The following is a 26,706-nucleotide window of genomic DNA, read 5'->3' as shown; positions in this document are numbered from 1 at the left end:
TCCCTCCGACAAGATGCCGCCTTCAGGCGGCATCTGTCTTGGTGGGCCCGGGCTTGCCCGGCGTCTTCGCCAGTTCGCCCACCACGCAGTTGCGACCCGCCATCTTGGCCATGTAGAGGCACTCGTCCGCCCGGTTGAGCAGCTCCTCGACCCCCTCCCCGCGCAGAGCCAGGGTCAAACCTATGCTCACCGTCACCTCCAGCAGTTCATCCGAGGTCGGGCTCTTCACCAGCCGCGCCTCCACCGACACCCGCAGTCGCTCGGCGACCCGTTTCGCCTGGGCCAGCTCGGCGCAGTTGGGCAGCAGTATGGCAAACTCCTCCCCACCGTAGCGACCGAGCACCATACCGGGTTCCAGCTGTTCCGCCAGGGTCGCCGCCACCTCTTTCAGCACGGCGTCCCCCGCCAGATGGCCGAAGCTGTCATTGATGCGCTTGAATCTGTCCAGGTCCAGCAGCAGCACGGCAAAGGGAGCCTGCTTGCGGATCATGCTGACCCTGGCCTTCTCGAGCTGCTTCATCAGCAGGCGACGGTTCATCATGCCGGTCAGTTCGTCCGTGGTGGACTCCCGGTAGAGTTGCAACAGCATGTTGAGCTGGCCGCACTGCACCCAGGCACTCGCCACGGTGAACAACCCCAGCAGCCAGACCTGATTGAGGGTCTGCACGCTCAGGAGCGACTGACCCACCAGCAGCCAGTTGCCCGCCAGCATGGTGATCAGGATGCCGCCTGCCAGTTGCAGACTGAGAGAGAGCGGGATGGGGAAGATGGCAAACAGGCTGATGAGCAGATAGGGGAACGCCATGTAACCCGCCTGCAACTCCTGATCCGTCCCGAAACTGTGCAGACAGATGAGGGAGAACAGCATCATCACCGCCATCAGATAGCCCAGCGCCAGCTTCATGCGTTCGCGTCTGAAGTGGATGAGATAGGAGAGGGGGATGAGCGGAGAGAGGGCCAGCAGGCAGAAGATCCGAACCTGAAACAGCTCGTCAAACTGGGTGGCGGGCAGGGTCAGCCAGTCCACCAGCGCCCAGGCGGGCAACCCCACCATCAGCAGACAGGTGAGCAGCCGAAGACGCACCGTCATAAAGCCCATGCGGGTCAGGGTGAAATCTTCGGAGTGGGCACGGGCACTCCAGAACTCCGACAGCTTCAGCATCCAGAGCCTCCATTTTACAACTGAGGGCTCATTCTACACCGACCCTGCCGGTATGCATCAGCCTGCCCCCTATTTATAACGAGAACTGCCTCACACAAACCGGCGGATCATAATCGCCGCACGCAAACGTTTCAACCCATCAAAAAATAAACCTTTATCACTCCAATTAGCGCTGGTCAGCCCCCGTTCAACCACTAAAATAGCGCCCAATTTTCTCCCCCCCCCCCCCACACACTTCGAGGTATTTATGGAACAGGCTGCCGCCGTGCGCGCGACTCCCGAGACCCATCCCCCCAGGCGAGCCCACAGTGAACTGATCTACGGCATCGACGAGGTTCCGCCCCTGCCCCAGACCCTGTTCGCCGCCCTGCAGCACATGCTCGCCATGTTTGTCGCCATCATTACCCCGCCCCTTATCATCGCCAATGCCCTCGGCCTCCCGGCCGCCGACACCCGCTACATCGTCTCCATGTCCCTGGTGATGTCCGGCATCGCCTCCTTCATCCAGACCCGCCGCTTCGGCCCCCTCGGCTCGGGTCTGCTCTCGGTGCAGGGCACCAGCTTCAACTTCCTCGGCCCCATCATCGCCTCCGGCCTCGCTCTCAAGCAGGCCGCCATGCCCACCGACGATCTGCTGGGCACCCTGTTCGGCACCATGCTGGTGGCCGCCCTCACCATCGTCGTGATGAGCCGCTTCCTGCACCTGGTCAAGCGCATCATCACCCCCCTGGTGACCGGCATAGTGGTGCTGCTCATCGGCCTGACCCTGATCAAGGTGGGCCTCATCAGCATGGGGGGCGGCTACGCCGCGCTCTCGGATGGCAGCTTCGCCAGCCACACCAACCTCTTCCTCTCCCTGCTGGTGCTCGGCCTCATCGTGCTGCTGCAGCGCAGTCGCAACCCCTGGCTGCGCCTCTCTGCCATCATGATCGCCATGCTGGCGGGTTACGCCGTGGCTCTGCTGCTGGGCAAGGTCAGCCCCCCCACCTTCGAGGGTCCCCTGATCATGGTGCCACTCCCGCTCCACTACGGCATCGGCTTTGACTGGCAGCTGTTCGTGCCGCTCGCCATCATCTTCGTGGTGACGGCGCTGGAAGCCATAGGCGACATGACCGCCACCTCGGACATCTCCGGCGAGCCCCTGGACGGGCCCGTCTACATGGCACGGATCAAGGGGGGCGTGCTGGCCGATGGCGCCAACTCCATGCTGGCGGCGGTCTTTTCCACCTTCCCCATGTCCACCTTCGCCCAGAACAACGGCGTCATCCAGCTGACCGGCGTCGCCAGCCGCCATGTCGGCCTCTTCATCGCCGCCATGCTGGCCCTGCTCGGCCTGTTCCCGGCGGTGGCCAGCCTGGTGCAGCAGATCCCCGAACCCGTGCTGGGTGGCGCCACCATAGTGATGTTCGGCACTATCGCCGCCGCCGGGGTGCGCATCATCTCCCGCGAGGAGCTGGACCGCCGCGCCCTGATGATACTGGCGGTGTCGCTCGCCATGGGCCTCGGGGTGGCTCAGGTGCCTGAAGTGCTGCAACACCTGCCGGAGCTGGCCAGGAGTGTGCTCTCCTACGGCGTCGCCACCGGCGGCATCACCGCTATCCTGATGAACCTGCTGCTGCCCAAGCACTGCGCCGCACAGGCCTGACGCTCTCCAGAGCGAACAGGTAAAGCCCCGCCGTGCGGGGCTTTACCTCCTCTTCCGTCACGGGTACTGTGCTGGGTAGCCTCTGCTCAGGATGCCCTTCATGACCTATACCCTGCTTTCCTCCCTGCCCACCAACTACACCCCGGATCAGATACTGGCCGAGGAGCAGCGTTGGCTGCGGGAGTGCGCCCATGATGGCCAGCCCCGCGCTCACCTCTGGCAGGCGCCCCAGTGCCTTATCGTGACCCGCAAAGACACCCGACTTCCCCGTTACGCAGCCGCCTGCGAACAGCTCGCCACCGAAGGCTGGCCCGTATTTGTGCGTGACAGCGGCGGCACCGCCGTGCCCCACGGGGCGGGCATCCTCAACCTCTCCCTGCTGCTGCCCCGCACCACCACTGATCTTGGCCACTATTACCATCTGCTGGGGGCGCCGCTGCTGGCCCTGCTGGGCGAATACGGCCTGACGGGAAACTACGACTTCGTACCCGGATCCTTTTGCGACGGCCAGTACAATCTGGTGATCGGGGGTCGCAAGGTAACCGGCACCGCCCAGCGCTGGCTGGCGCCAGGGCAGGATCACCAAGGCGCCGTGCTGGCCCAGGCCATGTTGCTGGTGGCGGGAGACGTGGACGAAGGTACCCGGATGGCGAGCCGCTTCTACGAACTGGCGGGCGGCGAACTGCGCTTTATGACAGGAACCTCCACCACGCTGGCGCAGCAGATCCATTGGCAGAGGAGCGAGGAGGCGCTAGTGGAGATAGTACGAGGGCGGCTGGCGCGACTGCTGACGGAGAGTCCGATGCCCTCACCCTGATGCCCCCCGGAGGGAGAAGGAACACGCCCGTCCATGGAAGTAGCGCAGCGCACAAAAAAGCCACGACCCGAGTCGTGGCTTGTTCTTTTCAAGGCGAACGTGAAACGAGCGGAGGAGTTCAGGCCGTCTGCGGCTCGGGCTCGGACTCTGTATCGCTGTCCCGGTCCCGACTGAAGTAGGCCCGGGTCTCGGCGAGCACCACATGACGCAGGCCAATCAGGCCGATGAGGTTGGGTACCGCCATCAGACCGTTGACGATGTCCGCCAGCAGCCAAATCATGTCCAGATGGAGGAAGGCGCCGCTCGCCACCAGCACCAGATAGACGATGCGGTAGGGCTTGATCGCCTTGACCCCGAACAGGTACTCGGTGCAGCGCTCGCCGTAGTAGTTCCAGCCGAGGATGGTGGTGAAGGCAAAAAACAGCAGCCCTATGCTCACCAGATACTGGCCGATGTGGGCATCCAACCCCTGGGCAAAGGCCTGGCTGGTCATGGCGGCACCGCTCAAGTCCCCGCTCCACACCCCGGTCACCACCAGTGTCAGGCCGGTCATGGTGCAGATGATGATGGTGTCGATGAAGGTGCCGGTCATGGAGACCAGCCCCTGCTCCACGCAGGAGTCCGTCTTGGCCGCCGCCGCGGCTATGGGCGCAGAGCCCAGACCCGATTCGTTGGAGAAGACCCCGCGCGCCACCCCGGACTGGATCGCCAGCATGATGCCGGCACCGACGAAGCCGCCGGTGGCCGCATGGCCGGTAAAGGCGCTCTCGATCACCAGCATGACAGCGTCGGGCAGGGCGCCGGCGTTGTTCACCAGTACCCCGGCACAGGCGAGGATGTAGAAGATGGCCATGAAGGGCACCACCTTGCTCGACACGCTGGAGATGGACTGGATGCCCCCCAGGGTCACCAGCGCCACTATCAGGGTCAGCACCACGGCGGTCACTTCACGGGGCACCGAGAAGGAGAGGCTCATGGCGTCGGAGATGGCGTTGACCTGCGGGAAGGTACCGATCCCGAAGAAGGCGACGCCTATACCGAACAGGGCAAACAGCTTGGCGAGCGGTTTGGAACCGAGCCCCTTCTCCAGATAGTACATGGGGCCCCCAGCCATCTGGCCGTTGGCATCCTGCTCCCGGTATTTGACCGCCAGCAGGCACTCGGCGTACTTGGTGGCCATGCCGAACAGCGCCGCCATCCACATCCAGAACAGGGCGCCGGGGCCACCGAGCTTGATGGCGGTGGCTACCCCGACGATGTTGCCAGTGCCGATAGTGGCTGAAAGCGCAGTACAGAGGGCGGCGAAGCTGGAGACGTCCCCCTGCTTGCCCTGACCCTGATCGCGGCCAAAGACCAGACGCAGGGCGAGCGGCAAGCGCACGACCTGAAGCAGCCCCAATCGCAGGGTAAGATAGATACCGGTCCCGACCAGCAGGATCAGCAGGGGTGGACCCCAGACAAAGCTATCGATGGCGGCGAGCGCCGATTGAATTGATGACATGCATCCTCCTTAAAAAACAATGATTAAGGAGGAGAAGGATGATCTTCCCATAGGTGTCGCGATCCCCAAAGGCGATCGGATGCAGGCCAAGAACGTGTTCACACTCTTACTGCGAGGCCGTGATCAAGGCTCATACGCTGCTCGGAAGCCTCATGTATTCACATACACTCCGGTTCCTGCGCTGCTCTTTACCTTGCTGACGACCTCTCGTGACAGATCGTGAACAGTTCCAAGCTCAGGTACAACCATCCCATCCCCTCTGTCCTTTTGCCTGAGAGTTTCCGGCGCCAGCCTGCCCTTGCGGGTCGTCATGGTGCCTTGCTCCTTCGGCGCCCGATCTAACGGGTCTCTCCAGAGTATCGTCCAGTAGCAGTCCACACCGGTTGCCCGGTACCTGAAAGATTCACTTCTTCGGTGGATGGTCCCCCATCGCTCTCCTGCTACCTTCATCCGAACTAGTTTGGATTAGGAAGCGGGCATGTTAATCCAAAAAATGTGAGCTGTCTCCCACTCGGCCGGACTCCACGCCATTTTTTTCTGTCCCGACCATCAGCGAAACGCATGTTAAATGTTCGTTAACTATCAATAAGTTATGAAGTTTTGTCTGATGATGACGCACACCAAAAGACGCAGACTGCCCCATATCAAGATGATGTTTCGTCTCGACCAGAAATACTTGCCAACATATCCAATCAAAATGCTTGCACACAAACTCAATAAGTCGATAATCCCGCGCATAACTAAGCACTTTGCAAGGGAGTTATGCATTGTGCCTGGTCGGTCCCTCCGGACCACTCGCCTGAGCCGGCCGTCGCCGGTTCAATCGCATATGGCTTGGGCATATCACGCCCCCTAAGGATGATCAAAAGAGAATGAACGAGACCCTGGTCGCACAAGATTACCGTCAGCTGGTTGAACAATTTGGCTCTCCCCTGCTGCTGCTCGACAAGGCAGCCATCCGCAAACAGTATCGGGCCCTGGCCGCCGCCCTGCCCGATGTGCGCTTGCATTATGCACTCAAGCCCCTGCCCCATGAGGCTGTGGTCTCTGTCTTGAAGGAAGAGGGGGCCTGTTTCGATCTGGCCACCAATGGCGAAGTGGATCTGGTGCGCAGCCAAGGGGTTCGTCCGGGACGCTGCATTCACACCCATCCCATCAAGCGCGACAGCGACATCCGTTATGCGCTGGAATTCGGCTGCACCGTGTTTGTCTACGACAACCCGCTGGAGCTGGAGAAATTCCTGCCCTACAAGGACGAGGTCAAACTGCTGCTGCGCGTCAGCTTCCCAAATCCCGAGACCAAGGTCGATCTCTCCAAGAAGTTCGGCTGCACTCCGGAGCAGGCGCTGCCGCTGCTGCAACTGGCCCAGGCCAAGGGGATCAAGGTGATGGGACTGTCGTTCCACGTCGGCTCCCAGGTGCCCCACCCCCGTCGCCACGTGCAGGCCATCGACGCCTGCCGCGAGATCATGGAGCAGGCCTGGGATCTCGGCCTCAAGCCCTGGGTGCTGGACATCGGCGGCGGTTTCCCGGTGGATTATGAGGGCGGCGAGTTCGACATCGACGGCTTCTGCGCCCCGATCCGCGAGGCGCTGGCCAAGCTGCCCGCCACGGTGCAGAAGATTGCCGAGCCGGGCCGTTTCATCAGCGCACCGGCCATGACCTCGGTGTCCAGCGTGATGGGCAAGGCCCACCGCGGTGACAAGATCTGGTACTACCTGGATGACGGCCTCTACGGCAGCTACAACGGTCAGCTCTATGACCACGTCACCTACCCGGTGAGCACCCCCTATGCGCATGGCGAGCTGCACAATGCCGTGCTCTCCGGCCCCACCTGCGACAGCGTGGACGTCATTCGCGACGGCATCATGCTGCCGGATCTGGCCATCGGCGAGCTGGTGGTGGGCCGGGTGATGGGGGCCTACACCTGGGCGTCGGCCTCCACCTTCAACTTCTTCCCCAAGGCGAGCATCCTCATTCTGGACAGCGCCCAGAAGCAGAAACTGGTGGCGGTGGCCTGAACGGTTTGACCACGAGTGTTGCATAGAGAAGGGGAGCCATTGGCTCCCCTTCTTGTTTGTCTTGTCATGCCATTATCAGAACTGGCTGGTCAACAGCCAACCGGTATAGGCGACGAAGATGCAGAGCAAGATACCTCCTTCCACCCTGTTGATGCGGCCCTGTCCCTTGCGGCCCAGACACATCACCAGCAGCAGCAGGGTCAGTCCCATCATCAGGCTCCAGTCGCGGGAGAGCACCGCCGGGTCCACGTCAAGGGGCGCTATGCCGGCGGCGATGCCGACCACGGCCAGGGTGTTGAACAGGTTGGAGCCGAGCACGTTGCCAAGCGCCAGGTCATGTTCCTTCTTCTGGATGGCCATCAGGGAGGAGGCCAGCTCCGGCAGCGAGGTACCCACCGCCACTATGGTCAGGCCGATGACCAGATCGCTGATGCCAAATGCCTGGGCTATGGTCACCGCACCCCACACCAGCAGGCGGGAAGCACCTACCAGGAGTACCAGGCCCACGATCAACCAGAAGATGGCCTTCTTGAGCGGCATGGCTTCGCTGTCGATCTCCACATTCACGTCTTCGTCCAGGGCGTCTCCCTTCCCCTTGATCCCGGTCCAGATGGACCAGCCCAGCAGCACGACGAAGACGCCACCCAGAATGAGGGCGTCGCTACGCCCCAGGTGACCATCGATGAGCAAGGCACCGGTCAGCAGGGTGATGCCGAGCAGTATGGGGATCTCCTTGCGCACCACCTGAGAGGAGACGGCAATAGGGCTGATGAGGGCTGTCAGTCCGAGAATGAGGGCGATGTTGGTGATGTTGGAGCCATAGGCATTGCCCAGGGCCAGGCCCGGGTTACCCTGCATGGATGCCAGGGCCGAGACCACCATCTCGGGGGCCGAGGTACCAAAACCGATGATCACCATACCGATCAGCAGCGGCGGCATGCCGGCATAACGAGCGGTGGCGGCTGCACCGTCCACAAATTTATCCGCACTCCAGACCAGCAACGCCAGTCCGGCAATCAGGGCAACAAAAGCCAGGGTCATATTCTTCTATCTCATCGACTGCAAACACGAGAGCCAGGCGGCTAGCCTGGCTCCATCCAAACGCGGCCTCAGTGTATCGAGCCGCCTTGCTATTTCAAGATGAAATCAAACAATGATTAACATCTCACAGCGCGGCCAGCAGACTCTGCGCATCAGACACCTCGAACTTGCCGGGGGCCTCCACGAACAGCTGCTCGACCACGCCATCATTGGCGATCATGGCAAAGCGCTGGGCACGCAGGCCGCCGAAGGCGCCGGTCTCCTTGGCAAGGCCGAGCGCCTGGGTCCAGCTGCCGTCCCCATCCGCCAGCATGGTGATGGCGTCCGCATTCTGGGCCGCCTGCCACGCCTTCATCACGAAGGCATCGTTGACCGAGAGACAATAGAGGGCATCGACCCCCTTGGCCTTGAACTCGTCCGCCAACACCACATAACCGGGCAGATGGGCGTTGGAGCAGGTGGGGGTGAAGGCGCCCGGCACCGCGAACAGCACCACTCGCTTGCCGGTAAACAGGGCCTGGGTATCCTTCAGCTGCTTGCCCTCGGCGGTGATGAAGGTAAATTCCGCTGCGGGCAGGGATTGACCGACCGTGACCATGATGTCTCGTCCTTAAGTGACTGAAAGAGGCCCAGTCTACTCCAACCAGAAAAGAGACGACACCGGCTCGTCCGTGTCGTCGCACCTGCCTGATGGCAATGTCAGTAGAAAATTCAACGTGAATTCGGCAGCCAGAACCTCTGCCTTATGCCGGGCGCCGCGCCTGCCAGGTGGCGATGGCGAGCAATGAATCCGGGGTGAATTCATCGGCCCGCTCGGCTATCTCGGCCAGACTCATCCAGTACACCTCGCTCACCTCCTCCGCCTGGAGTTGCAGCGGCCCCTGATAATGGCAACTGAACAGACCGCCCCAGACCCGATAGCCTCCCCCGCTCGCCTCCCCCTCGGCGTAGAAGGTGCCGAAGTCGTGCAGGGGCACGTCGTGGATCCCCAACTCCTCGGCCAGCTCGCGCCGAGCGGAGGGCTCCATCGCCTCCCCCGTGGTCACCACACCACCGGCGCAGGCATCCAGCATGCCGGGACAGAAATCCTTGCTCAGGGTACGCCGCTGCACCAGCACGCGCCCGGCCTCATCGAGCACCAGAATATAGCTGGCGCGATGGCGCAAGTTCTCCTGACGCACCTGGGTGCGATCGGCCACCCCGATCACCCTGTCATGCTCGTCTACTACGTCCACCCACTCCACGTGCGGCACCTTGTCCATCCTGCGATGGCCGCAGTATATCGGGGCCGGGACCGGGGGCTGCACTACTTTTTCAACGCCGGTAGCAGGACGCCAGCCCGCCATAACAAGGATTCATACAAACCTTTATCCAGTGTCACATCAGTGTCATGGTGAGGCGGCATAGTGTGCCCTGTCCAAACAACAGGGTGTCTTGCCATGAAGGTGTTCAAGCAGTTGTCTCCTCGTCGAATTGCCCGCTATATCAAAAGCTTCCATCACGGCAGTTTCATGGTAGAGGCTCTGGGGCGGTTTGAATTTCAGGGGGGAATCATCGATGTGAGAACGCTGAGCTGCCGCCAGGCGCTGAGCCTGGCCCGGCAGATCAACCTGGCCGTGCGCGATCTGCGCACCACCGCCCTGTTGCCGGGCTGACATACTCCTTTCCGTTTGTAGTCTGCTTCCATGCACGTCTTTGCCCGCCGCTCACCGAGCGTGCGGGCTATTTTCAATGGGGTTGGCCCCGTCTGACCCGCATCAGTGCTGCAGGATCTGGGAGAGGAACAGCTTGGTTCGCTCCGACTGGGGGTGGTCGAAGAACTGGTCAGGCACGTTCTCCTCGATGATCTGGCCGCGGTCCATGAAGATCACCCGGTCCGCCACCTGCTTGGCAAAGCCCATCTCGTGGGTGACGCAGAGCATGGTCATGCCCTCATGGGCCAGCTCCACCATGACATCCAACACCTCGCGCACCATCTCGGGGTCCAGCGCCGAGGTAGGCTCGTCAAACAGCATCACCTGGGGGTTCATGCAGAGGCTGCGGGCGATGGCGACCCGTTGCTGCTGACCGCCGGAGAGCTGGCCCGGATACTTGAGGGCCTGCTCCGGGATCCTGACCCGGCGCAGGAAGGTCATGGCGATCTCCTCCGCCTCCTTGCGTGGCAACTGCTTGACCCAGATGGGCGCCAAGCAGCAATTCTCCAGCACCGTCAGATGGGGGAAGAGGTTGAAGTGCTGGAACACCATGCCCACCTCCCGGCGTACCGTCTCTATGTTCTTGAGATCCGACGTCAGGGCCGTGCCCTTGACCAGGATGTCACCGCTCTGATGCTCCTCCAGCCGGTTGATGCAGCGGATCATGGTGGACTTGCCCGAGCCAGACGGCCCGCAGATGACGATCTTCTCCCCCCTGCCCACCTGCAGATTGATGTTGCGCAGCACATGAAACTCACCGTACCACTTGTTGACATCCTTGAGTTCTACCACAGCGTCCGTTTTCATCTCGAAACTACTCCTAATGCTTGTGACCGGTGTTGAGTTTGCGCTCCAGATAGATGGAGTAGCGGGACATGCCAAAACAGAACATCCAGAAGATCATGGCGATGAACACATAGGCCTCGGTGGAGAATCCCAGCCAGGCCGGATCCGCCAGCGCCACCTTGGAGATGGCCAGCAGATCGAATAGCCCTATGATCAGCACCAGGCTGGTGTCCTTGAACAGGGAGATAAAGGTGTTCACCAGGGAGGGAATGGTGATCTTGAGGGCCTGAGGCATGATGACCAGTCCCATCACCTTCCAGTAGGAGAGCCCCAGGGCTTCACCCGCCTCGTACTGCCCCTTGGGGATCGCCTGCAGCCCCCCCCTGACCACCTCTGCCACATAGGCCGCCTGGAACAGAATGATGCCGATAAGCGCCCTCAGCAGCTTGTCGAGCTCCACCTCGCTGGTCATGAACAGCGGCAGCATGACGGAGGCCATGAAGAGCACAGTGATGAGCGGCACCGCCCGCCAGAACTCGATATAGACGGTGGAGAGGCTGGAGATGACCGGCATGTGGGAGCGGCGTCCCAATGCCAGCAGGATCCCGAATGGCAGAGCGACCACTATGCCCACCACCGCCAGCACCAGGGTCAGCATCAGGCCGCCCCAGCGATTTGTTTCCACCACCTCGAGACCGGCCCCGCCATGGATCAGCACGAAGGCGATGACAGGGAATACCAGCAGGGTAAAGAGCGCCAGCCAGCCCTTGCGCGGGGTGCGCGGCCAGATCAGCAGCGCCAGCAGCACGGCCAGACCGGCGAAGGCCAGATTGATGCGCCAATACTGATCGACCGGATAAAAGCCGTAGAGGTATTGCCCCAGACGACTCTCGATAAAGACCCAGCAAGCCCCGCCCTGGGCGCAGTCGGCACGGCTGCTCCCCTGCCAGTTGGCGGAGAAGATAGCCCAGTCCAGCGCCGACCAGAGCAGTGGCAGCAGCAGGTAGGCCAGCACCAGGGTCAGCAAGCCGTTCCACCAGTTGGGGAAGAGGTTCTGCCTGACCCAGGCGACCAGCCCCCGGCGATGATTGGGAGGCGGCAGCGCCTCCTGCAACTCGTTCACAAACATGACTGCTCCCTAGCGCTCGACCAGCGTCATCCTGCGGTTGTAGATGTTCATCAGGACAGAGGTGGTGATACTGATGATGAGATAGACCCCCATGGTCATGGCGATCACCTCGATGGCCTGCCCGGTCTGGTTGAGGGTGGTGCCCATGAACACCGAGACCAGATCCGGATAACCGATGGCGGTGGCCAGCGAGGAGTTCTTGGTGAGGTTCAGATACTGGCTGGTCAGCGGGGGAATGATGACCCGCATCGCCTGAGGAATGACCACCAGCCGCAGCGTCTTGGTGGGCGAGAGCCCGAGTGCGGAAGCGGCCTCGGTCTGCCCCTTGCTGATGGCCAGTATGCCGGATCGCACTATCTCGGCGATGAAGGCCGCCGTATAGATGGTGAGCGCCAGCAACAGGGCCGCGAGCTCGGGCAGCACCGTCAAGCCCCCCCGGAAGTTGAAGCCCTGCAAGGCCGGCACGCTCCAGGAGAGCGGGCTGCCTGCCAGCAGGAAGGCAATGGCGGGGAGCAGGATCACCAGAGCGGCCACACAGCGCCAGAACGGGAAGATCCTGCCGGTCAGCGCCTGACGGCGCCGCGCCCAGCGACTCAACCCCCAGCTCAGGACGACAGCGAGCAGCAGGGCCCAAAGCACATAGCCAAATCCCTCCTCAAACAAGGGTTTGGGTAGATAGAAGCCCCGCACGTTCAAGAAGGCGAGCCCTCCCAGCTCCACGCTCTCACGGGGAGACGGCAGGGTGCGCAGCACCGAGAAGTACCAGAAGAAGATCTGCAGCAGCAGCGGAATGTTGCGGAACGTCTCTATGTAGACGGTGGCTATCTTGGCCACCAGCCAGTTGCGGGACAGACGCGCTATCCCGAGCACGAAGCCGAGCAGGGTGGCAAACAGGATGCCGAGCACCGAGACCAGCAGGGTATTGAGCAGGCCGACCACGAAGGTACGACCGAAGGTGTAGGTTTCGTCGTAGGGGATCAGGCTCTGCAAGATGCCGAACCCGGCGGTGTTGCCCAGAAAATCGAAACCTGTGGTGATGCCACGGGTCGCCAGATTGGTCAGGACATTGTTGATGATGTAGAACAGAAACGCGAGAACGGCCGCAATGGCCAGGCACTGGAATATCTGCGCCCGCACCTTAGCGTCATACCACCAGCGGCCCTGTTCTTTCCTATGGTTTGATGCTTGTATCGCCATGAGGATGACTCCGACAAAGCCAGGGCAAGGGGGAAATGGGGGGCCAGGCCCCCCGACAGCTGTCTATTTAGCGGATGGGCGGGGCATACATCAGGCCGCCCTTGTTCCAGAGTGCGTTGATGCCGCGGTCGATCTTGAGGGGAGAGCCGGCGCCGACGTTGCGATCGAACGACTCGCCGTAGTTGCCGACCTGTTTGACTATGTTGTAGGCCCACTTGTCATCCAGCCCCAGCACGCTGCCCTTGGGCTCTTCCAGCCCCAGCAGGCGACGAATGTCCGGGTTGGTGGATTTGAGCATCTCGTCCACGTTGGCGCTGGTCACACCGGCCTCTTCGGCGTTGAGCATGGCGTAAAGACTCCAGCGCACCACCTTGAACCACTGCTCGTCACCCTGACGCACGGCGGGTCCCAGCGGCTCCTTGGAGATGACCTCGGGCAGTACCAAGGCATCCCCCGGCTTGGTCAGCTTGATCTTGAGGGAGTAGAGCTGGGATTGATCCGAGGTCAGCACGTCGCAACGTCCCGCCTCGAAGCCTTTGACGGTCTGATCCGAGGTATCGAACACCACAGGGGTATATTTCATGCCGCCGTTGGCGCGGAAGTAATCCGCCAGGTTGAGTTCGGTGGTGGTGCCGGACTGGATGCAGACGGCGGCACCGTCCAGCTCCTTGGCGCTCTTGACCCCGAGGGACTTGTTGACCAGGAAGCCCTGACCATCGTAGTAGTTCACCCCGGCGAAGGTCAGACCGAGCGACCCGTCCCGGGTCAGGGTCCAGGTGGTGTTGCGCGACAGCAGATCCACTTCACCGGATTGCAGGGCGGTGAAACGCTCCTTGGCGGTGAGGGACACATACTTGACCTTGCCAGCATCCCCGAGCACGGCCGCGGCGACCGCGCGACACACGTCCACGTCCAGCCCGGTCCAGGTGCCCTTGGCGTCCGGATTGGAGAAACCGGGCAGGCCATCACCGACCCCGCACTGCACGAACCCCTTCTTCTTCACGGCATCCAGGGTGCCCTCTGCCCAGACATTGGCTGCCGCCAGCGACAGCACTATCACCATACCTGCCTTGTGTATCTGCTTCATGTCACTCTTCCCTGTGGTTTGATTCGCATTGGCACCAAAACCTAGCAAGATGCCATCGTTTCCTTGCTTTTTCGCAGCTTATCCAGCGGTTCAAAAACTTGTCAATCGGTGCAACCCGGCCCAACCGTGGTGCAACAGCACAAAATGTTCGAACGAAGTGATATGCACTCTTAGAATCAAAAGTAGACCCTTATTCGCCAAATAGCCTGCTGTTAAAGGCCATTCCCGCTGTGAGGATTATTTTCGCAAAAAAATGGGATGCACCGGGATGGGGCAGCAAGATCTGCTTCCAACTGACTCATCAGGCTCGCTTTTCCACCAGCAGACCCAACCCTGGGAGCGGCAAACAAAGAGAAGGCTTTGCCGATATTTCGCGATGTAGGGTGGCAAACTGATATCAACAGGGGATCTTCTGGTGGGGATGGGGCCTGAGCTCTAGATCAGGGTGCCGGCCCGGGAGCAATACGCGACTCAACCACCGCGGGGACCGTCTTCAATCTCGGTGATGATGCCGTTTTCGACGGTGACGAACTGCATGAATTCGCTCCTGCCGAAGTTGTAGGTCCAGCGTTCGGCATACTTGACCGTCATCCGCGCCCCGAAGCCGTTCTCCTCGTAGCGTGTCAGATCTTCCTTGAGCAGCGGCTGACCGCAGCGGATCAGCAGTTCGGCCGTGGTGTCCCCCTCGGTCAACAGGGCGCTCTTGCAGCGCAGGGTGCCGGCATGCACCGGTAAGGCCGCTACCAGCAGCAACCACAGAATTGACTTCATTTTGCGCTCCATTTGAACAGCACCGCCCCCAGCGTGATGCACACCAGGGCAAACACCATGACTTGACCCAGGGTTCCCGCCACCGCCTGCCAGCCCGCCCCTTCCAGCATGACGGCACGGGCGGCCTCGATGATCTGGCTGAGCGGCAAGCGGGCCCCCACGGCCTGCAGCCAGGGAGGAGAGCCTTCCAGCGAAAACCAGACGCCGGATAAGAACATCATGGGCAAGCTGATGAGATTGAGCAAACCGCTCGCCAGCTCCTCGTTCTGAATGCGGGCGGCGATGAGCAGCCCGAGGGAGGCCATGGCGGTCCCGCCGACCAGGGCGATGAGCAGCAGCAGCCAGCCAGAGCCGAGCAGGGGCACATCCAGCAGCCAGTAAGCCACCAGAAAGACCAGCAGGCTCACCACCAGGGTGATCAGCACACGTGACAACAGCTGGGCGCAGAGAAACTCGGCGGCCGAGAGTGGCGTGGCCCGCAAGCGCTTGAGTACCCCGTTCTTGCGATAGCGCACGATGACGAAGCCGACCCCGAACAGGCCGGAGAACATCAGGTTCATGCCGATCACCCCGGGCAACAACCAGTCGCCGTAGCGGATGGCCCGACCGCTCAGGGCCTCTCGTTGCAAGGGCGCGCGCACCGCCTGGCGCAGCAGGTATTCGGCCATGGCCCCCTGGGGGGCGTCCGGGTTGACCCAGTAGTGGCCGCGCGCCGGTGACAGCAGCAAGTCCAGCTGGTGATGGCGCACCTTGAGGGCCCCCCTCGCCTCGTCGTCATAGGGAATGAGCTTGAGCAGCGGGATATGGGTCAGGGGCTGATAGGCCGTCGTCAGCTCCCCCACCACCCCTATCTGTACCAGCGGCTTGGGGGGACCGGAGAAGATGAGGGAGAAGCCAATCACCAGCAAGAGCGGAAAAAGCAGGTTCCAGACCAGGGCCGCCCTGTCGCGCACGAACTCCAGGTTGCGTGCGTAGAAGAGCGCACCTATGCGCTTGAGAGATCCCGTCATCTTCCGCTCCTTGAGCAGGCTGGCATCGGTAACATGCTGGCAGGCGCCACAGCGGGGCGCCGCCATGGGGCGGCGTTCATGCGCCGCTCCGGAGGCTGTGGCCTGTCAGGTGCAGGAAGAGATCCTCCAGATTGGGGGAACGTACCTGCATGCCGGTCAGCGGTACCCCCAGGCTCAACAAGGTTGGCAGCAAGACCGCCACGTCGGGGCAGTTCAGCTCCACCTGATCGCCGTGGGGCAGCAGCGGATAACCCAGGCTGGCGAGGGCCGGGTGATCTGCAAGACGCACCAGCACACCGTCGAAGTGCTGTGCCAGCAGGGCCGCCGGCGTGTCCAGGCTGAGCAGATGACCGTGATCGACGATGGCGATGCGATCGCACAGTTGCTGGGCCTCGTCCATGTAGTGGGTGGTGAGCACCACCGTCTTGCCCTGGGCCTTGATCGCCTCGATCCGCTGCCAGAAGTGGTGACGGGCCTGGGGGTCCAGCCCTGTGGTGGGTTCGTCCAGAAACAGCAGTTCGGGATCCCCGAGCAGAGCAAGGGCCAGCAGCAGGCGCTGACGCTGGCCGCCCGAGAGCTTGCGGCTGTCCCTGTCGATGAACTCCCCAAGGGCACACAGATCGATGAGCAGTTCCCGTGGCAGGGGGTTGGGATAGAGGCTGGCGAACAGGCGCAGGGTGTCGCGCACCGTCAGAAAATCCTGCAACGCCGTGTGCTGGAACTGGATGCCGATGCGGGAGCGATAGTCGGGGCCGCGGGGGGCGCCGTGAAACAGGATCTGGCCGCTGTCAGGGGTGAGGATCCCTTCGAGCAGCTCTATGGTGGTGGTCTTGCCCGCCCCGTTCGGGCCGAGCAGGCCGAAACAGCTCCCGGCGGGAATGGCAAAGCTGAGTCCGTCCACCGCCTTGACTCCGGGGAAGTGCTTGATGAGATCGACGACTTCGATGATGGCAGCCATGGCCTGTCTCCCTGGGTGGCCGAGAGTGCGACGTCCTGACTATATCCAAATCTCCCGAGAAGGCCATGGCTCATCCACCAGGGCGTGGCGGCGCGCAAAAAACAAACGGCGACCCAGGGGTCGCCGTTTGCATCACGCCAACCGGATCACAGGATGTCCAGCAGCTCCACTTCGAAGACCAGAGCGGAGTAGGGCGGGATGGAACCGGCGCCACGGGCACCGTAGGCCAGATCCTGCGGAATGTAGAGCTTCCACTTGGAGCCAACCGGCATCATCTGCAGTGCTTCTACCCAGCCGGCAATGACGCCGGTGACCGGGAATTCGGCAGGCTGGCCGCGGGCGACCGAGCTGTCGAACACACCACCGTGGGTGAAGGTACCGTGGTAGTGCACACGCACGGACTGACCGGCTACCGGCACGGCGCCGTTGCCTTCTACCATGACTTCGTATTGCAGACCGGAGTCGGTCACTTTCACGTCGGCGCGCTTGGCGTTGTCGGCCAGGAAGGCTTCGCCATCGGCGGCGGCGGCCTTGGCAACGGCTTCCTGCTCTTCCTGCATGCGGGCGGTGATGACCTGGAAGGCATCATTGATATCGTCACGGCTGACCGCGAACTCCAGGCCATTCAGGGCATCTGCCAGACCTTGTTGCAGGGCAGGGATATCCAGACCGGCAAAGGCTTGCTGCGCCAGCTGATCACCCATGTTGCGGCCGATGCCATAGCTGGCCTTCTGTTCGATAGAGTCGTATTGGGACATTGAGATGTTGCTCCGGGTCCTGAGGGTAAAAGAGACGGGATAATATCAGACTTTTTGGCGAGGTGCTGCCGACTGCCTTCCTGATTTCCCCGCCCGTGGGAGAGACTTCACACAAGAAGGGGATGAACGCCGCCCATCGGCGGCGATCTGCTCAGGCGCGATCCAGCAGGGCCCGTACCGCAGTAACCTTGGCACCGTCGGTAATATTGACCCGGCCGTCGTCCGAGGTGCCATGTTCACACACATGAGGAGGCACCATGCCGCCACGCGGTACGTATCAGGCATTGTCCAGTAAAGCCCGCACCGCGGCCACCTTGGCGCCGTCGGTGATATTGACTCGGCCGTCGTCCGAGGTGCCCATGTTGACATCCCATGGAGAGGCACCATGCCGCCGCGCGGCACCTATCAGGCCTTGTCCAGCAACGCCCGCACCGCTGCCACCTTGGCACCGTCGGTGATATTGACCCGGCCGTCGTCCGAGGTGCCCATGTTCACTCCGTGGGGCACCATGCCGCCACGCCAGCCCATGCCGGACATGTGCACCTCGCTCACCCCGGTGAACTCGAGTATGGTGCGCACGTTGTCGGCATTGACCCCGGCGCCGGGCATCAGGCTGGCGCGGCCCGCCAGGGTCTGCTGCATCGCCTGCAGGGTCTCCAGACCCGCCAGGGCAGTCGGGGCATGGCCGGAGCTCAGGATCCGCTCACAGCCGGCCGCCACTATGGTCTCCAGATCGGCGCGCCAGTTGGAGCTGAGATCGATGGCGCGATGGAAGGTGACCCCAAGGGGACCTGCCGCCTCGACCAGCTGTTGCAACTGGGCGGCTGGCACTCTGCCCCCCTCGTCCAGCAAACCCACCACCACCCCTTGCAGGCCCGCAGAGCGCGCCGCAGCGATATCCAGCAACATGAGTTCGAACTCGGCGGCACTGAAGCAGAAATCCCCGGCACGGGGGCGGATCATGGCGTAAACCGGTACGCTGGCATGGCGGGCAGCAAGCTGCATGAAACCATAGGAGGGGGTGAGACCACCCAGCCCCAGCGCAGAGCAGAGCTCGATGCGATCCGCGCCGGACCGCTCTGCGGTGAACAGGGATTCCAGGTTGTCGATGCAGATTTCAAGACGGGTCATGATGACTCCTTATCCAGGGAGATCAGACCCAGTGCCTGATCTCATAAATTGAGCAGGGCGGCGCCACGCACGCCACCGGCGCCGCCGAAGCGGGCCTGGCGGATAGCCGGCAGGGCGACACCGGGCAGCAGGTGGCCGGGCAGACGCTTGGGCAGCTCTTCATACAGGGCGGGCAGCCCGCTGAGGCCGCCCCCCAGCACCACCACCTCTGGGTCTATCACCGAGATGGCGGTGGCGAGCCCGGCGGCCAGGATCTCCAGCCAGCAGTCGATGGCCGAGAGCGCCGCGGGTTCCCGGGCCTCGGCGCGGGCGACTATCAGGTGGCCACTGGCGCGCTCGCCGCGGAAGTGGTGATAGAGCCGCTCCAGGCCGGTGCCCGAGGCGTAGGTTTCGAAACAGACCAGGCGGCCGCAGCCGCAGCGGGGACGGGGCAGGTCGGGATATTTCATCAATATGGTGGCCGGCAGCGGGTAATGGCCTATCTCCCCCGCCAGCCAGTTGCGACCCTGGATGAGCTTGCCCGCCAGGTAGACGGCGCCACCGATACCGGTGCCAATGGTCACCCCCAGCGCACTCTCGGCCTCGGCGGCGGCGCCCTGGTGCACTTCGGACCAGAGGAAGCAGTTGGCGTCGTTGTCGACGCTGACGGTGCGTGCCAGTCGTGCGGCCAGATCCGCGCCCAGATGACGACCGTGAATGGCGGGCAGGTTCGCCGCCACTATGCTCCCATCAAGGCGATTGATGATGCCGGGAAACCCGATGCCGACGGCGCCTTTCGCACCGAAGCGGGCGTCCGCCGCCTCGACCCGCGTCCGGATCAGCTGCAACAGCCCCTCGTAATCATTGCCAGGGGTGCTCATGCGCTCTTCGTGACAGAGGTTCAGGCCACCGTCATACACCGCGAAGGCAATCTTGGTACCACCAATATCAAATCCGTAATACATGCCACACTCCCTTGCCGGTGAACCGGGTCACCTCAGTCTGTCCAGATGGGGCACATTGTATTAATTCGCAAAAAAAATAAAGTAACCATGGGCAAAAAACGGGAGCCAGCTCAAAGCAAACGGAACATTTGTCGCTGAAGACAGGGTTGTCCCAGGCTCGTCAGTGTGCGCTCCTGGCCGTCAAACACGAAGCCGCGGCGCAGGTAGAACCCCTCGCCGATGTGATTGCCATCGAGCAGCCAGAGCCTGACGCACTCGCAGCCGGCCCGGCGCATCTGCACCGCCACCGCCTGCCACAACCGCTTGCCATGGCCCCGACGCCAGTGATCCGGGTGCAGATAGAACGCCCGGATGCGCGCCGTCATCATCCCCTCCTCATGGGCTGGGTGCCAATAGAGCAGGCCGATGACGACCTCGTCCTGACACAGCAGCATAGGGATGGGGGCGGGTTCGGCGAGCCGGCGGCGCCAGATCTGCAGGTGCTCGGTGACCGCCAGCTGGGCCAGCAGATCCTCCCCGAGCACACTGCCATAGGCCGCCAGCCAGCTGGCCCGCTGCATCACCGTCATGGCGGCGGCATCGGCGGGACGGGCCAGACGCAGGCTTATGCCTTGCACTTGGGCTCCAGCCCTGCCGCTCGCGCCTGCTGATACAGGGGCTGCACCTCGGCCTGCTGGGCCTGCAGTTCGGCGATGCGGTTCTCGTCGCTCGGGTGGGTAGAAAGCAGTTGCGGCGGTGCCTTGCCACCGGAGGCGGCACTCATGTTCTGCCACAGGGGGATGGCCTGGGCCGGATTGAAGCCGGCGCGGGCCATCAGCTCCAGACCGAGTCTGTCGGCCTCGCTCTCCTGGGTTCTGCCATAGGGCAGGGCAATCCCCACCTGAACCCCGAGCCCGAGCGCCGCCATGGTGGCACCGCCCCCCTGGCTGCTGCCGATGGCGGCATCGGCCACCGCCAGCCCGATGCCGGTCAGCTGATCCCGGGAGAGGCGTTCGTTTGAGTGCTGTGCCAGCACATGGGTCAGCTCATGGCCGATGACGGTGGCGAGCTGATCCTGATTCTTGGCGACCTTGAGCAGACCGCTGTAGACGCCGATCTTGCCGCCAGGCAGGGCGAAGGCGTTGACCTCCTTGGAGTCAAACACCACCACCTCCCAGCTGGTGATGCCATAGCTGGCAGGCACCTGGGCGGTGACCGCCCTGGCCACGCAAGAGACATAGGCATTCACCCTGGCATCCTTGCTCACCTTCTCCTGCTTCTTCATCTGCTCGAAGGAGTCGGCCCCCAGCTGGTTCATCTGCTGGGGGGAGAAGAGCAGCATCTGGCTGCGGCCGGTCGGCGACTGGGCACAGCCGGCAAGCAGGGCACTGCACAAGGCTGCCAGGCCGAATTTGGACAGGGAAGATGCACGCATGAGAGGGTCCTTTACCGTGAAGTTGCCCTATTCTCGGGAATGCCGCCCTCCGGTGCAAGCCAGGCGCCACCCCATGCGACCAAAAAGATCCCATGGCGCCAAAATAAAAACGAGCCCGTTCGGGCTCGTTTGTTTGCGCTGCAAAAGCGGGATTACATGATGCCCAGCTTCTTCAGATCGGCCTCAACAATCTTGGCCGGTACCGGCACATAGCCGTCCTTCGCCACTATGTTCTGACCAGCCTTGGAGAGCATCATCTTCACAAACTCCTGCTCCATCGGGGAGAGCGGCTTGTTCGGAGCCTTGTTTACGTAGACGTACAGGAAGCGGGAGAGCGGGTACTTGCCGGTCAGGGCGTTGTCTGCCGTCGCTTCAACGAAGGTCTTGCCATCCTTGGAGAGCGGTACGGCGCGCACGCCGGAGGTGACGTAGCCGATGCCGGAGTAACCGATGCCGTTCAGGGACGCGGAGACGGATTGCACCACGGAAGCCGAACCCGGCTGTTCGTTTACGCCGCTCTTGAAGTCACCGTTGCACAGGGCGTGCTCCTTGAAGTAACCGTAGGTACCTGAAACGGAGTTGCGACCGAACAGTTGCAGATCCTTGGAAGACCAGTTGCCATCCAGACCCAGATCAGACCATTTGGTGGCCGCCTTGGCTTCGCCGCACTTGAGGGTGCTGGAGAAGACGGCATCAACCTGCTCCATGGTCAGCCCCTTGATGGGGTTGTCCTTGTTCACGAATACCGCCAGGGCATCGACCGCGACGCGGATGGCAGTCGGCTTGTAGCCGTAACGCTTCTCGAATGCTTCCTCTTCACCGGCCTTCATGGCACGGCTCATGGGGCCAAACTGGGCAACGCCCTCGGTCAGCGCGGTCGGCGCGGTGGAAGAACCGGCGGCCTGGATCTGCACGTTGACGTTGGGGTAGACACGCTTAAATTCTTCGGCCCACAGGGTCATCATGTTGGCCAGGGTGTCCGAGCCGACGGAGGACAGGTTGCCCGAGATGCCACTGGTCGGGGTGTAATCCGGCAGGTTTTTATCCACACCGGCAGCCAGCGCGCTGACAGAAAACAGGGTTGCTGCGGTGAATCCGATTACACCAGCCAGTTTGTTGAGTTTCATCCAATCTCTCCAAAGTTACAGAAGGCAATTGCCAATACATGGCGCCGATTAACACTGTCTTGCGGTGATCAAGCTGGCTGCATCAGTCAGCTTGTTGAGTTTTATCCGTCCCCTCTTTCCCAAGGTGACGCGGGGTCTGTTCTTAAGACGGCGCCAGTATCTGACCTGGCAGTGACAAATTTATGGAATTTATATGACACTTTGATGACATGGGCCCGGCGCGGCACAAATGCCAAGGGGGCCGCTCTCGCAGCCCCCTTTCTTATTGCTAACCCTTTGTCAAAAAAGACTATTTAACCACCACCATGCGGCCGGGAATGAGGAAGCTGAAACGGCTGCCCTGGCCAACCCGGCTCTCTATCTCGAGCTGGGCGTCGTGATGGCTCAGGGCGTGCTTGACGATGGCGAGACCAAGGCCGGAGCCACCGGTGTGGCGGGATCTCGCCTTGTCGACCCGATAGAAGCGCTCGGTGAGCCGCGTCAGGTGCTCCGGGGCTATCCCCTCCCCCTCGTCCTGCACCACAAAGAGCGCCATGGCCCCCTGCTTGCGCCATTCCACCGTGATCTTGCGACCGGCCGGGGTGTAGTGAATGGCGTTGTAGACCAGGTTGGAGACGGCGCTGCGCAGCTGGTCCCTGTCCCCCTTCACGAACAGATTGGACTGCACCTGGAACTCTATCTGATGGGCACTCTCCCCCGACAGGGCACGGGCCTCCTGCTCCAGCAGCCCCAGCATGGCGGGCATGTCCACCAGATGGGAGAGATCCACGGTCGGGGCCGCCTCGATGCGCGACAGGGTGAGCAGCTGATTGACCAGATTGTCCATGCGGATGGTCTGCTCCATCATCACCTTGTGCGCCTTGGCCCACATGGCGGGGGGGGGCGGCTCCTCCGTCATCTCCAGATAGCCCTTGAGCACGGTGAGCGGGGTGCGCAGCTCATGGGAGACGTTGGAGACGAAGTGCTTGCGGGTCTTCTCCAGGCTGCGCAGCCGGGTCACGTCCCGCACCACCAGCATGGCCTGATCCTCGGCATAGGGCATGATGCGAAATTCGAGGAACTTCTCCTCGTTGATGGGGGAGCTCATCTCGAACGGCTCGTCATACTGTCCCTTGCCGAGGTAGGCGACGAAACCGGGGTGACGGATGAGGTTGCCGATGTGCTGGCCGGCATCCTCGGGCCAGCGAAAACCGAGCAGTTGCTCCGCCAACCGGTTACACCAGAGAATGCTGCCGTCGGTGCGAAACACCACGGCGGCATCGGGCAGGGCCTCGGCCCCCTCCCGAAAGCGGCGGATGAGACCCGCCAGCTCGCGACGCCTTGCACGGTGGCGCTGCTGCAACTTGTAGATGCCATTGAAGATGTATTCCCAACTGCCGCTGCCATGGGGCGGCACTAGGCTGCGATCGTGCCACAGCCAGTCCGACAGCCGCTTCTGGAAGCGGTAGTGCCAGCCCAGATGCAGCACGGTCGCCACCAGCAGACAGAGGGAGAGGTGTTCTATCAACCAACCTACCAAGACGAAGGGGGCGTAGAAGAACGCCATTCGCCACAACTGTCGCCGCCAGGCGTAAGGTTGCAACATGTTATCCCCTAGAGACGGGTTGAGAAGCGGTATCCGGCTCCACGCACCGTCTGGATCAATCTGTCGTGCCCGGTCTCTTCGATGGCCTTGCGCAGGCGACGGATGTGCACGTCCACCGTCCTGTCCTCCACATAGACATTGGTGCCCCAGACGTTGTTCAGCAGTTGCTCGCGGCTGTAGACCCGCTCGGGATGGGTCATGAAGAAGTGCAGCAGCTTGAACTCGGTCGGCCCCATGTCCAGCGCCTTCTCCTCGGCGCTGACCCTGTGGGAGACAGGATCCAGCTTGAGCCCCTGCACCTCGATCACCTCGTCCACCGAGGTAGGGGAGACCCGGCGCATCACGGCGTGCAAGCGGGCGGTCAGCTCCTTGGGAGAGAACGGCTTGGTGATGTAGTCGTCGGCGCCCGCCTCGAGGCCGCGCACCTTGTCCTCTTCCTCACCGCGGGCGGTCAGCATCACCACCGGGATCTGGCGGGTCACCTCGTCCTGCTTGAGCTGCTTGATGAACTGGATGCCACTGCCACCAGGCATCATCCAGTCCAATACGATGAGCTCGGGGTAAGGTTCACGCACCTTTGCCAGTCCATCGGCATAATCTTCTGCCTCAACCGTCTCATATCCTTTTTGCTCGAGCACGAAGCAGAGCATCTCGCGGATTGGTGCCTCGTCCTCGACCACCAGAATTCGCTTAGCCATATCCCTTCTCTCTCCTCTGTGAAGATGGGTGCGCCAATTATTAGAACTTTCTGTGACACTTTTATGACTTTATGACAGGCGGGATGATAAACGTTTTCAGATTCAGCTGGCAGCAGCGAGTTGCAGCAGGTCCCAGCGGTTGCCACTGATGTCCTCGAACACCACCACTGTGCCGTAGGGCTCGTGGCGGGGCTGTTCACAAAAATGGACACCGTACGCCTGCATGCGCTGGTAATCCCCCCAGAAGTCGTCGGTCTCGAGGAACAGGAAGACCCGGCCTCCTCCCTGCCGTCCGATGGCGGCCTGCTGTTCGGGGGTGGCCGCACGGGCCAGCAGCAGGGCAGAACCGGGAGCGCCTTGCGGAGCGACACGCACCCAGCGTTTGCCCGGTTTGCCCGGCTCATCGAGGGGAGTGTCTTCCAGCAGCTCGAACCCCAGCCCCTGGGTGAAGAAGGCGATAGCCTCGTCATAATCGGCCACCAGCAGGGCCAAGGCGCCCAGGTGTTGTGACATGGAGATACTCCTCGATAGATGAATGAAGGGGCCAAGCCCCGGCTGGGGCGCATCATAACGGCTGGCGGGCCTGTGCTCCAGCCGCAATCACCTTCGCGAAGGCAAGGCTCTCGGTCGGTTGGCAGGCCTGCGCCCTAGCCCACCTCGACCCGGTTGCGCCCCCGCGTCTTGGCCTGATAAAGCGCCTCGTCGGCCCGCTTGAGGGCCAGCTCCAGGGCGTCCCCGCACCGCTCCGCCACCCCGAAGGAGGCGGTGATCCTGAGCCCGAGGGGCCAGCCCCGGTGCACCTCGAGCGCTTCCCTCAGCCGCTCGGCCAGGGCGGTGGCCCGTCCCTCGTCGTAATGGAGGCAGACCAGCACGAACTCCTCTCCCCCCCAGCGCACCAGGCGGCACAGGCTGTCACAATGGCGCAGCAGCTCGCTCACCATGTGCTTGAGCACCTCGTCCCCCATGGGATGGCCGTGGGTATCGTTGACCCCCTTGAAGTGATCGATGTCGATATAGATGAAGGAGAGCGGCATCTCCCCCAGTTCGCTCAAGAGCTTCTCGCCCCCGAGCCGGTTGAGGGCTCCGGTCAGGGGATCGTAACGGGCCTCTTCCTCGGTACGGCGGTTCTGCTCGCACAGGCTCTGGCTGAGTGCCTCCGCCGCCAGCCGCGCCTCACGGGCCTTGCGCAGCCGGTCCCCCATCCACAGGTACTGGATCAGAAACAGCAATATCCCGTATATCAGCCAGCCCAGCAGCAGCTGGCGGTAGAAGTCCCCCGGCTTGCCCCAGCGGCCATAGAACTCCAGCTTATCCAGGGTCAATCGGTAGTCCCCGGGTTGCATCTTGTCGTCGGTGGCAAGCTCGATGGCATAGACATGGTGCAGGTCCGGTCCCTGCTGCGCCAGCGGGATCCGGTACTGCTGCACCCACCAGGAGCTGGGGGCGAACACCTTGAGGGGGACGTCCTGGATGCGGCCGTAATCATCGGGGCGAAAGAGCACCTCGTTGAACTTGTGGGAGGTCTCGTCCCCGACTGTCGAGTAGGCGGGATCATAATTGCGCAGATAGAGGCGCCAGCTCTGCGGCGCCTCCCCTTCCACCCGCAACTTGACCCGCACGCCATCAAAATGGGAGAGATCCATGCACCGCTCGGGGGCAGACAGGGTCAGGATCAGCTCACAGAAGGGTGAGGCGTAGCCCGCACGCAGCCTGCAGTCGATGGCCGGTTTGTCGCCGGCGGCGAGCAGCGTCGTAACCGAATGGCCCCCATGGGAGCGATCATCCTGGGCCCTGGCGGCTATGCCGGCCTGGCTCAGGATATCCAGCCGCCGTTCAGGTCCGAACTCGAACGCCAGGATGGCCAGCAGGCTGCCGAGCAGCAGGCTCCAGAACAACAGATTGGTCATGCGGGAATAGGATGAGGTCATAATGATCACACCTGGAAAAGAGCCTTTACTCTACACCTTGTGATTCCGCACCGTGCTGATCCAGATCCAAGGTTATTACACGCGCCCCCTCGGGCGCCGGGCATTGGTCGGCTCAGTCAGCGCACAGGGCGTCGCTTGCCATCTGCCGGGCTGAATCCTGTCGGCATTGCACCGCAAGAGGCGGACGCCAGCTCCTGGGGAAGCGGGTTCCCGATGTCATCATTCCTTTCACCACTGAGCGCTCCATGCCATGGAAAAATAAAGAAAAATCATCGCAGAGCCCCAGTCTACACAAGCAAGCG

General features: G+C 62.3%; 26 protein-coding genes, 1 pseudogene and 1 riboswitch. Of the genes and pseudogenes, 4 read left to right on the top strand and 23 right to left on the bottom strand.

Going from position 1 to position 26,706, the window contains the following annotated elements:
* Positions 1-22 precede the first annotated feature (22 nt).
* On the bottom strand, positions 23-1,162 hold the full coding sequence (locus KW824_RS11010) for a diguanylate cyclase (RefSeq protein WP_218409785.1): 1,140 nt from the start codon (positions 1,160-1,162) through the stop codon (positions 23-25).
* Positions 1,163-1,409: 247 nt separating this feature from the next.
* On the opposite strand from KW824_RS11010, the gene KW824_RS11005 reads away from it, so the two are divergent.
* Positions 1,410-2,807, top strand: a complete 1,398-nt coding sequence (locus tag KW824_RS11005) for a nucleobase:cation symporter-2 family protein (RefSeq protein WP_218409784.1) — start codon at positions 1,410-1,412, stop codon at positions 2,805-2,807.
* A gap of 100 nt (positions 2,808-2,907) precedes the next feature.
* The gene (locus KW824_RS11000) at positions 2,908-3,624 is read left to right on the top strand and encodes a protein ligase (RefSeq protein ID WP_218409783.1); all 717 of its coding nucleotides are present in this window, start codon (positions 2,908-2,910) and stop codon (positions 3,622-3,624) included.
* Positions 3,625-3,742: 118 nt separating this feature from the next.
* Here KW824_RS11000 and KW824_RS10995 read toward each other — a convergent pair whose 3' ends face one another.
* A complete protein-coding gene (locus KW824_RS10995) occupies positions 3,743-5,125 on the bottom strand; it encodes a sodium:alanine symporter family protein (protein WP_218409782.1) in 1,383 nt (460 codons plus the stop codon).
* 249 nt (positions 5,126-5,374) lie between these two features.
* Positions 5,375-5,490, bottom strand: a riboswitch (glycine riboswitch).
* 507 nt (positions 5,491-5,997) lie between these two features.
* Between KW824_RS10995 and KW824_RS10990 the strand changes: the two genes are divergently transcribed.
* Entirely contained in the window at positions 5,998-7,146 is a 1,149-nt protein-coding gene (locus KW824_RS10990) for a type III PLP-dependent enzyme (protein WP_218409781.1), read from the top strand.
* Positions 7,147-7,221: 75 nt separating this feature from the next.
* On the opposite strand, the gene KW824_RS10985 is transcribed toward KW824_RS10990, so the two are convergent.
* The 3 genes from KW824_RS10985 to yfcD all read right to left on the bottom strand — a co-directional run bounded on the left by KW824_RS10985 (position 7,222) and on the right by yfcD (position 9,449).
* Entirely contained in the window at positions 7,222-8,187 is a 966-nt protein-coding gene (locus KW824_RS10985; RefSeq protein WP_218409780.1) for a calcium/sodium antiporter, read from the bottom strand.
* 124 nt (positions 8,188-8,311) lie between these two features.
* The gene (locus KW824_RS10980) at positions 8,312-8,785 is read right to left on the bottom strand and encodes a peroxiredoxin (RefSeq protein WP_218409779.1); all 474 of its coding nucleotides are present in this window, start codon (positions 8,783-8,785) and stop codon (positions 8,312-8,314) included.
* A gap of 145 nt (positions 8,786-8,930) precedes the next feature.
* Positions 8,931-9,449: an NUDIX hydrolase YfcD gene (gene yfcD, locus KW824_RS10975; protein WP_218409778.1), complete on the bottom strand. Its 519-nt coding sequence runs from the start codon at positions 9,447-9,449 to the stop codon at positions 8,931-8,933.
* Between the two features lie 177 nt (positions 9,450-9,626).
* Here yfcD and KW824_RS10970 point away from each other — a divergent pair, with 177 nt between their 5' ends.
* A complete protein-coding gene (locus KW824_RS10970) occupies positions 9,627-9,842 on the top strand; it encodes a DUF1107 family protein (protein ID WP_005328955.1) in 216 nt (71 codons plus the stop codon).
* Between the two features lie 102 nt (positions 9,843-9,944).
* Here KW824_RS10970 and KW824_RS10965 read toward each other — a convergent pair whose 3' ends face one another.
* From KW824_RS10965 to KW824_RS10880, 18 genes and pseudogenes are all read right to left on the bottom strand, one after another.
* On the bottom strand, positions 9,945-10,688 hold the full coding sequence (locus tag KW824_RS10965) for an amino acid ABC transporter ATP-binding protein (RefSeq protein WP_005328952.1): 744 nt from the start codon (positions 10,686-10,688) through the stop codon (positions 9,945-9,947).
* A gap of 13 nt (positions 10,689-10,701) precedes the next feature.
* Entirely contained in the window at positions 10,702-11,796 is a 1,095-nt protein-coding gene (locus KW824_RS10960) for an amino acid ABC transporter permease (protein ID WP_043131101.1), read from the bottom strand.
* A gap of 9 nt (positions 11,797-11,805) precedes the next feature.
* On the bottom strand, positions 11,806-12,993 hold the full coding sequence (locus KW824_RS10955) for an amino acid ABC transporter permease (RefSeq protein WP_256351346.1): 1,188 nt from the start codon (positions 12,991-12,993) through the stop codon (positions 11,806-11,808).
* Positions 12,994-13,060: 67 nt separating this feature from the next.
* Positions 13,061-14,080: an amino acid ABC transporter substrate-binding protein gene (locus KW824_RS10950; protein WP_171276622.1), complete on the bottom strand. Its 1,020-nt coding sequence runs from the start codon at positions 14,078-14,080 to the stop codon at positions 13,061-13,063.
* 471 nt (positions 14,081-14,551) lie between these two features.
* Positions 14,552-14,863 (bottom strand): DUF2845 domain-containing protein, encoded by a 312-nt coding sequence (locus KW824_RS10945; protein ID WP_005324667.1) that lies wholly within the window; start codon positions 14,861-14,863, stop codon positions 14,552-14,554.
* Positions 14,848-15,861 carry an ABC transporter permease gene (locus tag KW824_RS10940; RefSeq protein ID WP_182786023.1) on the bottom strand — a complete coding sequence of 338 codons (1,014 nt, stop codon included), beginning with the start codon at positions 15,859-15,861 and terminating at the stop codon, positions 14,848-14,850. Before KW824_RS10940 ends, KW824_RS10945 begins: the two co-directional genes overlap by 16 nt.
* Before the next feature lie 76 nt (positions 15,862-15,937).
* A complete protein-coding gene (locus tag KW824_RS10935) occupies positions 15,938-16,819 on the bottom strand; it encodes an ABC transporter ATP-binding protein (RefSeq protein WP_218409777.1) in 882 nt (293 codons plus the stop codon).
* A gap of 146 nt (positions 16,820-16,965) precedes the next feature.
* Positions 16,966-17,577, bottom strand: a complete 612-nt coding sequence (locus KW824_RS10930; protein WP_005324672.1) for an FKBP-type peptidyl-prolyl cis-trans isomerase — start codon at positions 17,575-17,577, stop codon at positions 16,966-16,968.
* A 151-nt stretch (positions 17,578-17,728) separates the two neighbouring features.
* A pseudogene (locus KW824_RS10925) lies at positions 17,729-17,809 on the bottom strand (copper homeostasis protein CutC); the annotation flags it as partial.
* Positions 17,810-17,982: 173 nt separating this feature from the next.
* Positions 17,983-18,708 carry a copper homeostasis protein CutC gene (locus KW824_RS10920; RefSeq protein WP_005324680.1) on the bottom strand — a complete coding sequence of 242 codons (726 nt, stop codon included), beginning with the start codon at positions 18,706-18,708 and terminating at the stop codon, positions 17,983-17,985.
* Between the two features lie 41 nt (positions 18,709-18,749).
* Positions 18,750-19,652, bottom strand: coding sequence for an ROK family protein (locus KW824_RS10915; RefSeq protein WP_218409776.1), 903 nt, complete (start codon positions 19,650-19,652; stop codon positions 18,750-18,752).
* Positions 19,653-19,762: 110 nt separating this feature from the next.
* Entirely contained in the window at positions 19,763-20,269 is a 507-nt protein-coding gene (locus tag KW824_RS10910) for a GNAT family N-acetyltransferase (protein WP_218409775.1), read from the bottom strand.
* Complete coding sequence (locus KW824_RS10905; protein WP_139751209.1) at positions 20,257-21,066, bottom strand: M48 family metallopeptidase; 810 nt, start codon at positions 21,064-21,066, stop codon at positions 20,257-20,259. The genes KW824_RS10910 and KW824_RS10905 overlap by 13 nt, the downstream gene beginning before the upstream one ends.
* Before the next feature lie 152 nt (positions 21,067-21,218).
* Positions 21,219-22,193, bottom strand: coding sequence for a PstS family phosphate ABC transporter substrate-binding protein (locus KW824_RS10900; RefSeq protein WP_043131083.1), 975 nt, complete (start codon positions 22,191-22,193; stop codon positions 21,219-21,221).
* A gap of 289 nt (positions 22,194-22,482) precedes the next feature.
* On the bottom strand, positions 22,483-23,778 hold the full coding sequence (gene phoR, locus KW824_RS10895; RefSeq protein ID WP_218409774.1) for a phosphate regulon sensor histidine kinase PhoR: 1,296 nt from the start codon (positions 23,776-23,778) through the stop codon (positions 22,483-22,485).
* Positions 23,779-23,786: 8 nt separating this feature from the next.
* Positions 23,787-24,476 carry a phosphate regulon transcriptional regulator PhoB gene (gene phoB, locus KW824_RS10890; protein ID WP_041206225.1) on the bottom strand — a complete coding sequence of 230 codons (690 nt, stop codon included), beginning with the start codon at positions 24,474-24,476 and terminating at the stop codon, positions 23,787-23,789.
* Positions 24,477-24,578: 102 nt separating this feature from the next.
* Positions 24,579-24,989, bottom strand: a complete 411-nt coding sequence (locus tag KW824_RS10885; RefSeq protein ID WP_171272371.1) for a VOC family protein — start codon at positions 24,987-24,989, stop codon at positions 24,579-24,581.
* 134 nt (positions 24,990-25,123) lie between these two features.
* The gene (locus KW824_RS10880; protein ID WP_218409773.1) at positions 25,124-26,404 is read right to left on the bottom strand and encodes a GGDEF domain-containing protein; all 1,281 of its coding nucleotides are present in this window, start codon (positions 26,402-26,404) and stop codon (positions 25,124-25,126) included.
* Between the last annotated feature and the right edge of the window lie 302 nt (positions 26,405-26,706).

The organism is Aeromonas sp. sif0611 (assembly GCF_019218845.1).
Lineage (GTDB): Bacteria > Pseudomonadota > Gammaproteobacteria > Enterobacterales > Aeromonadaceae > Aeromonas > Aeromonas media.
Note: the sequence above shows the minus strand (reverse complement) of the source record. Positions and strands in the feature narration are given on the sequence as shown.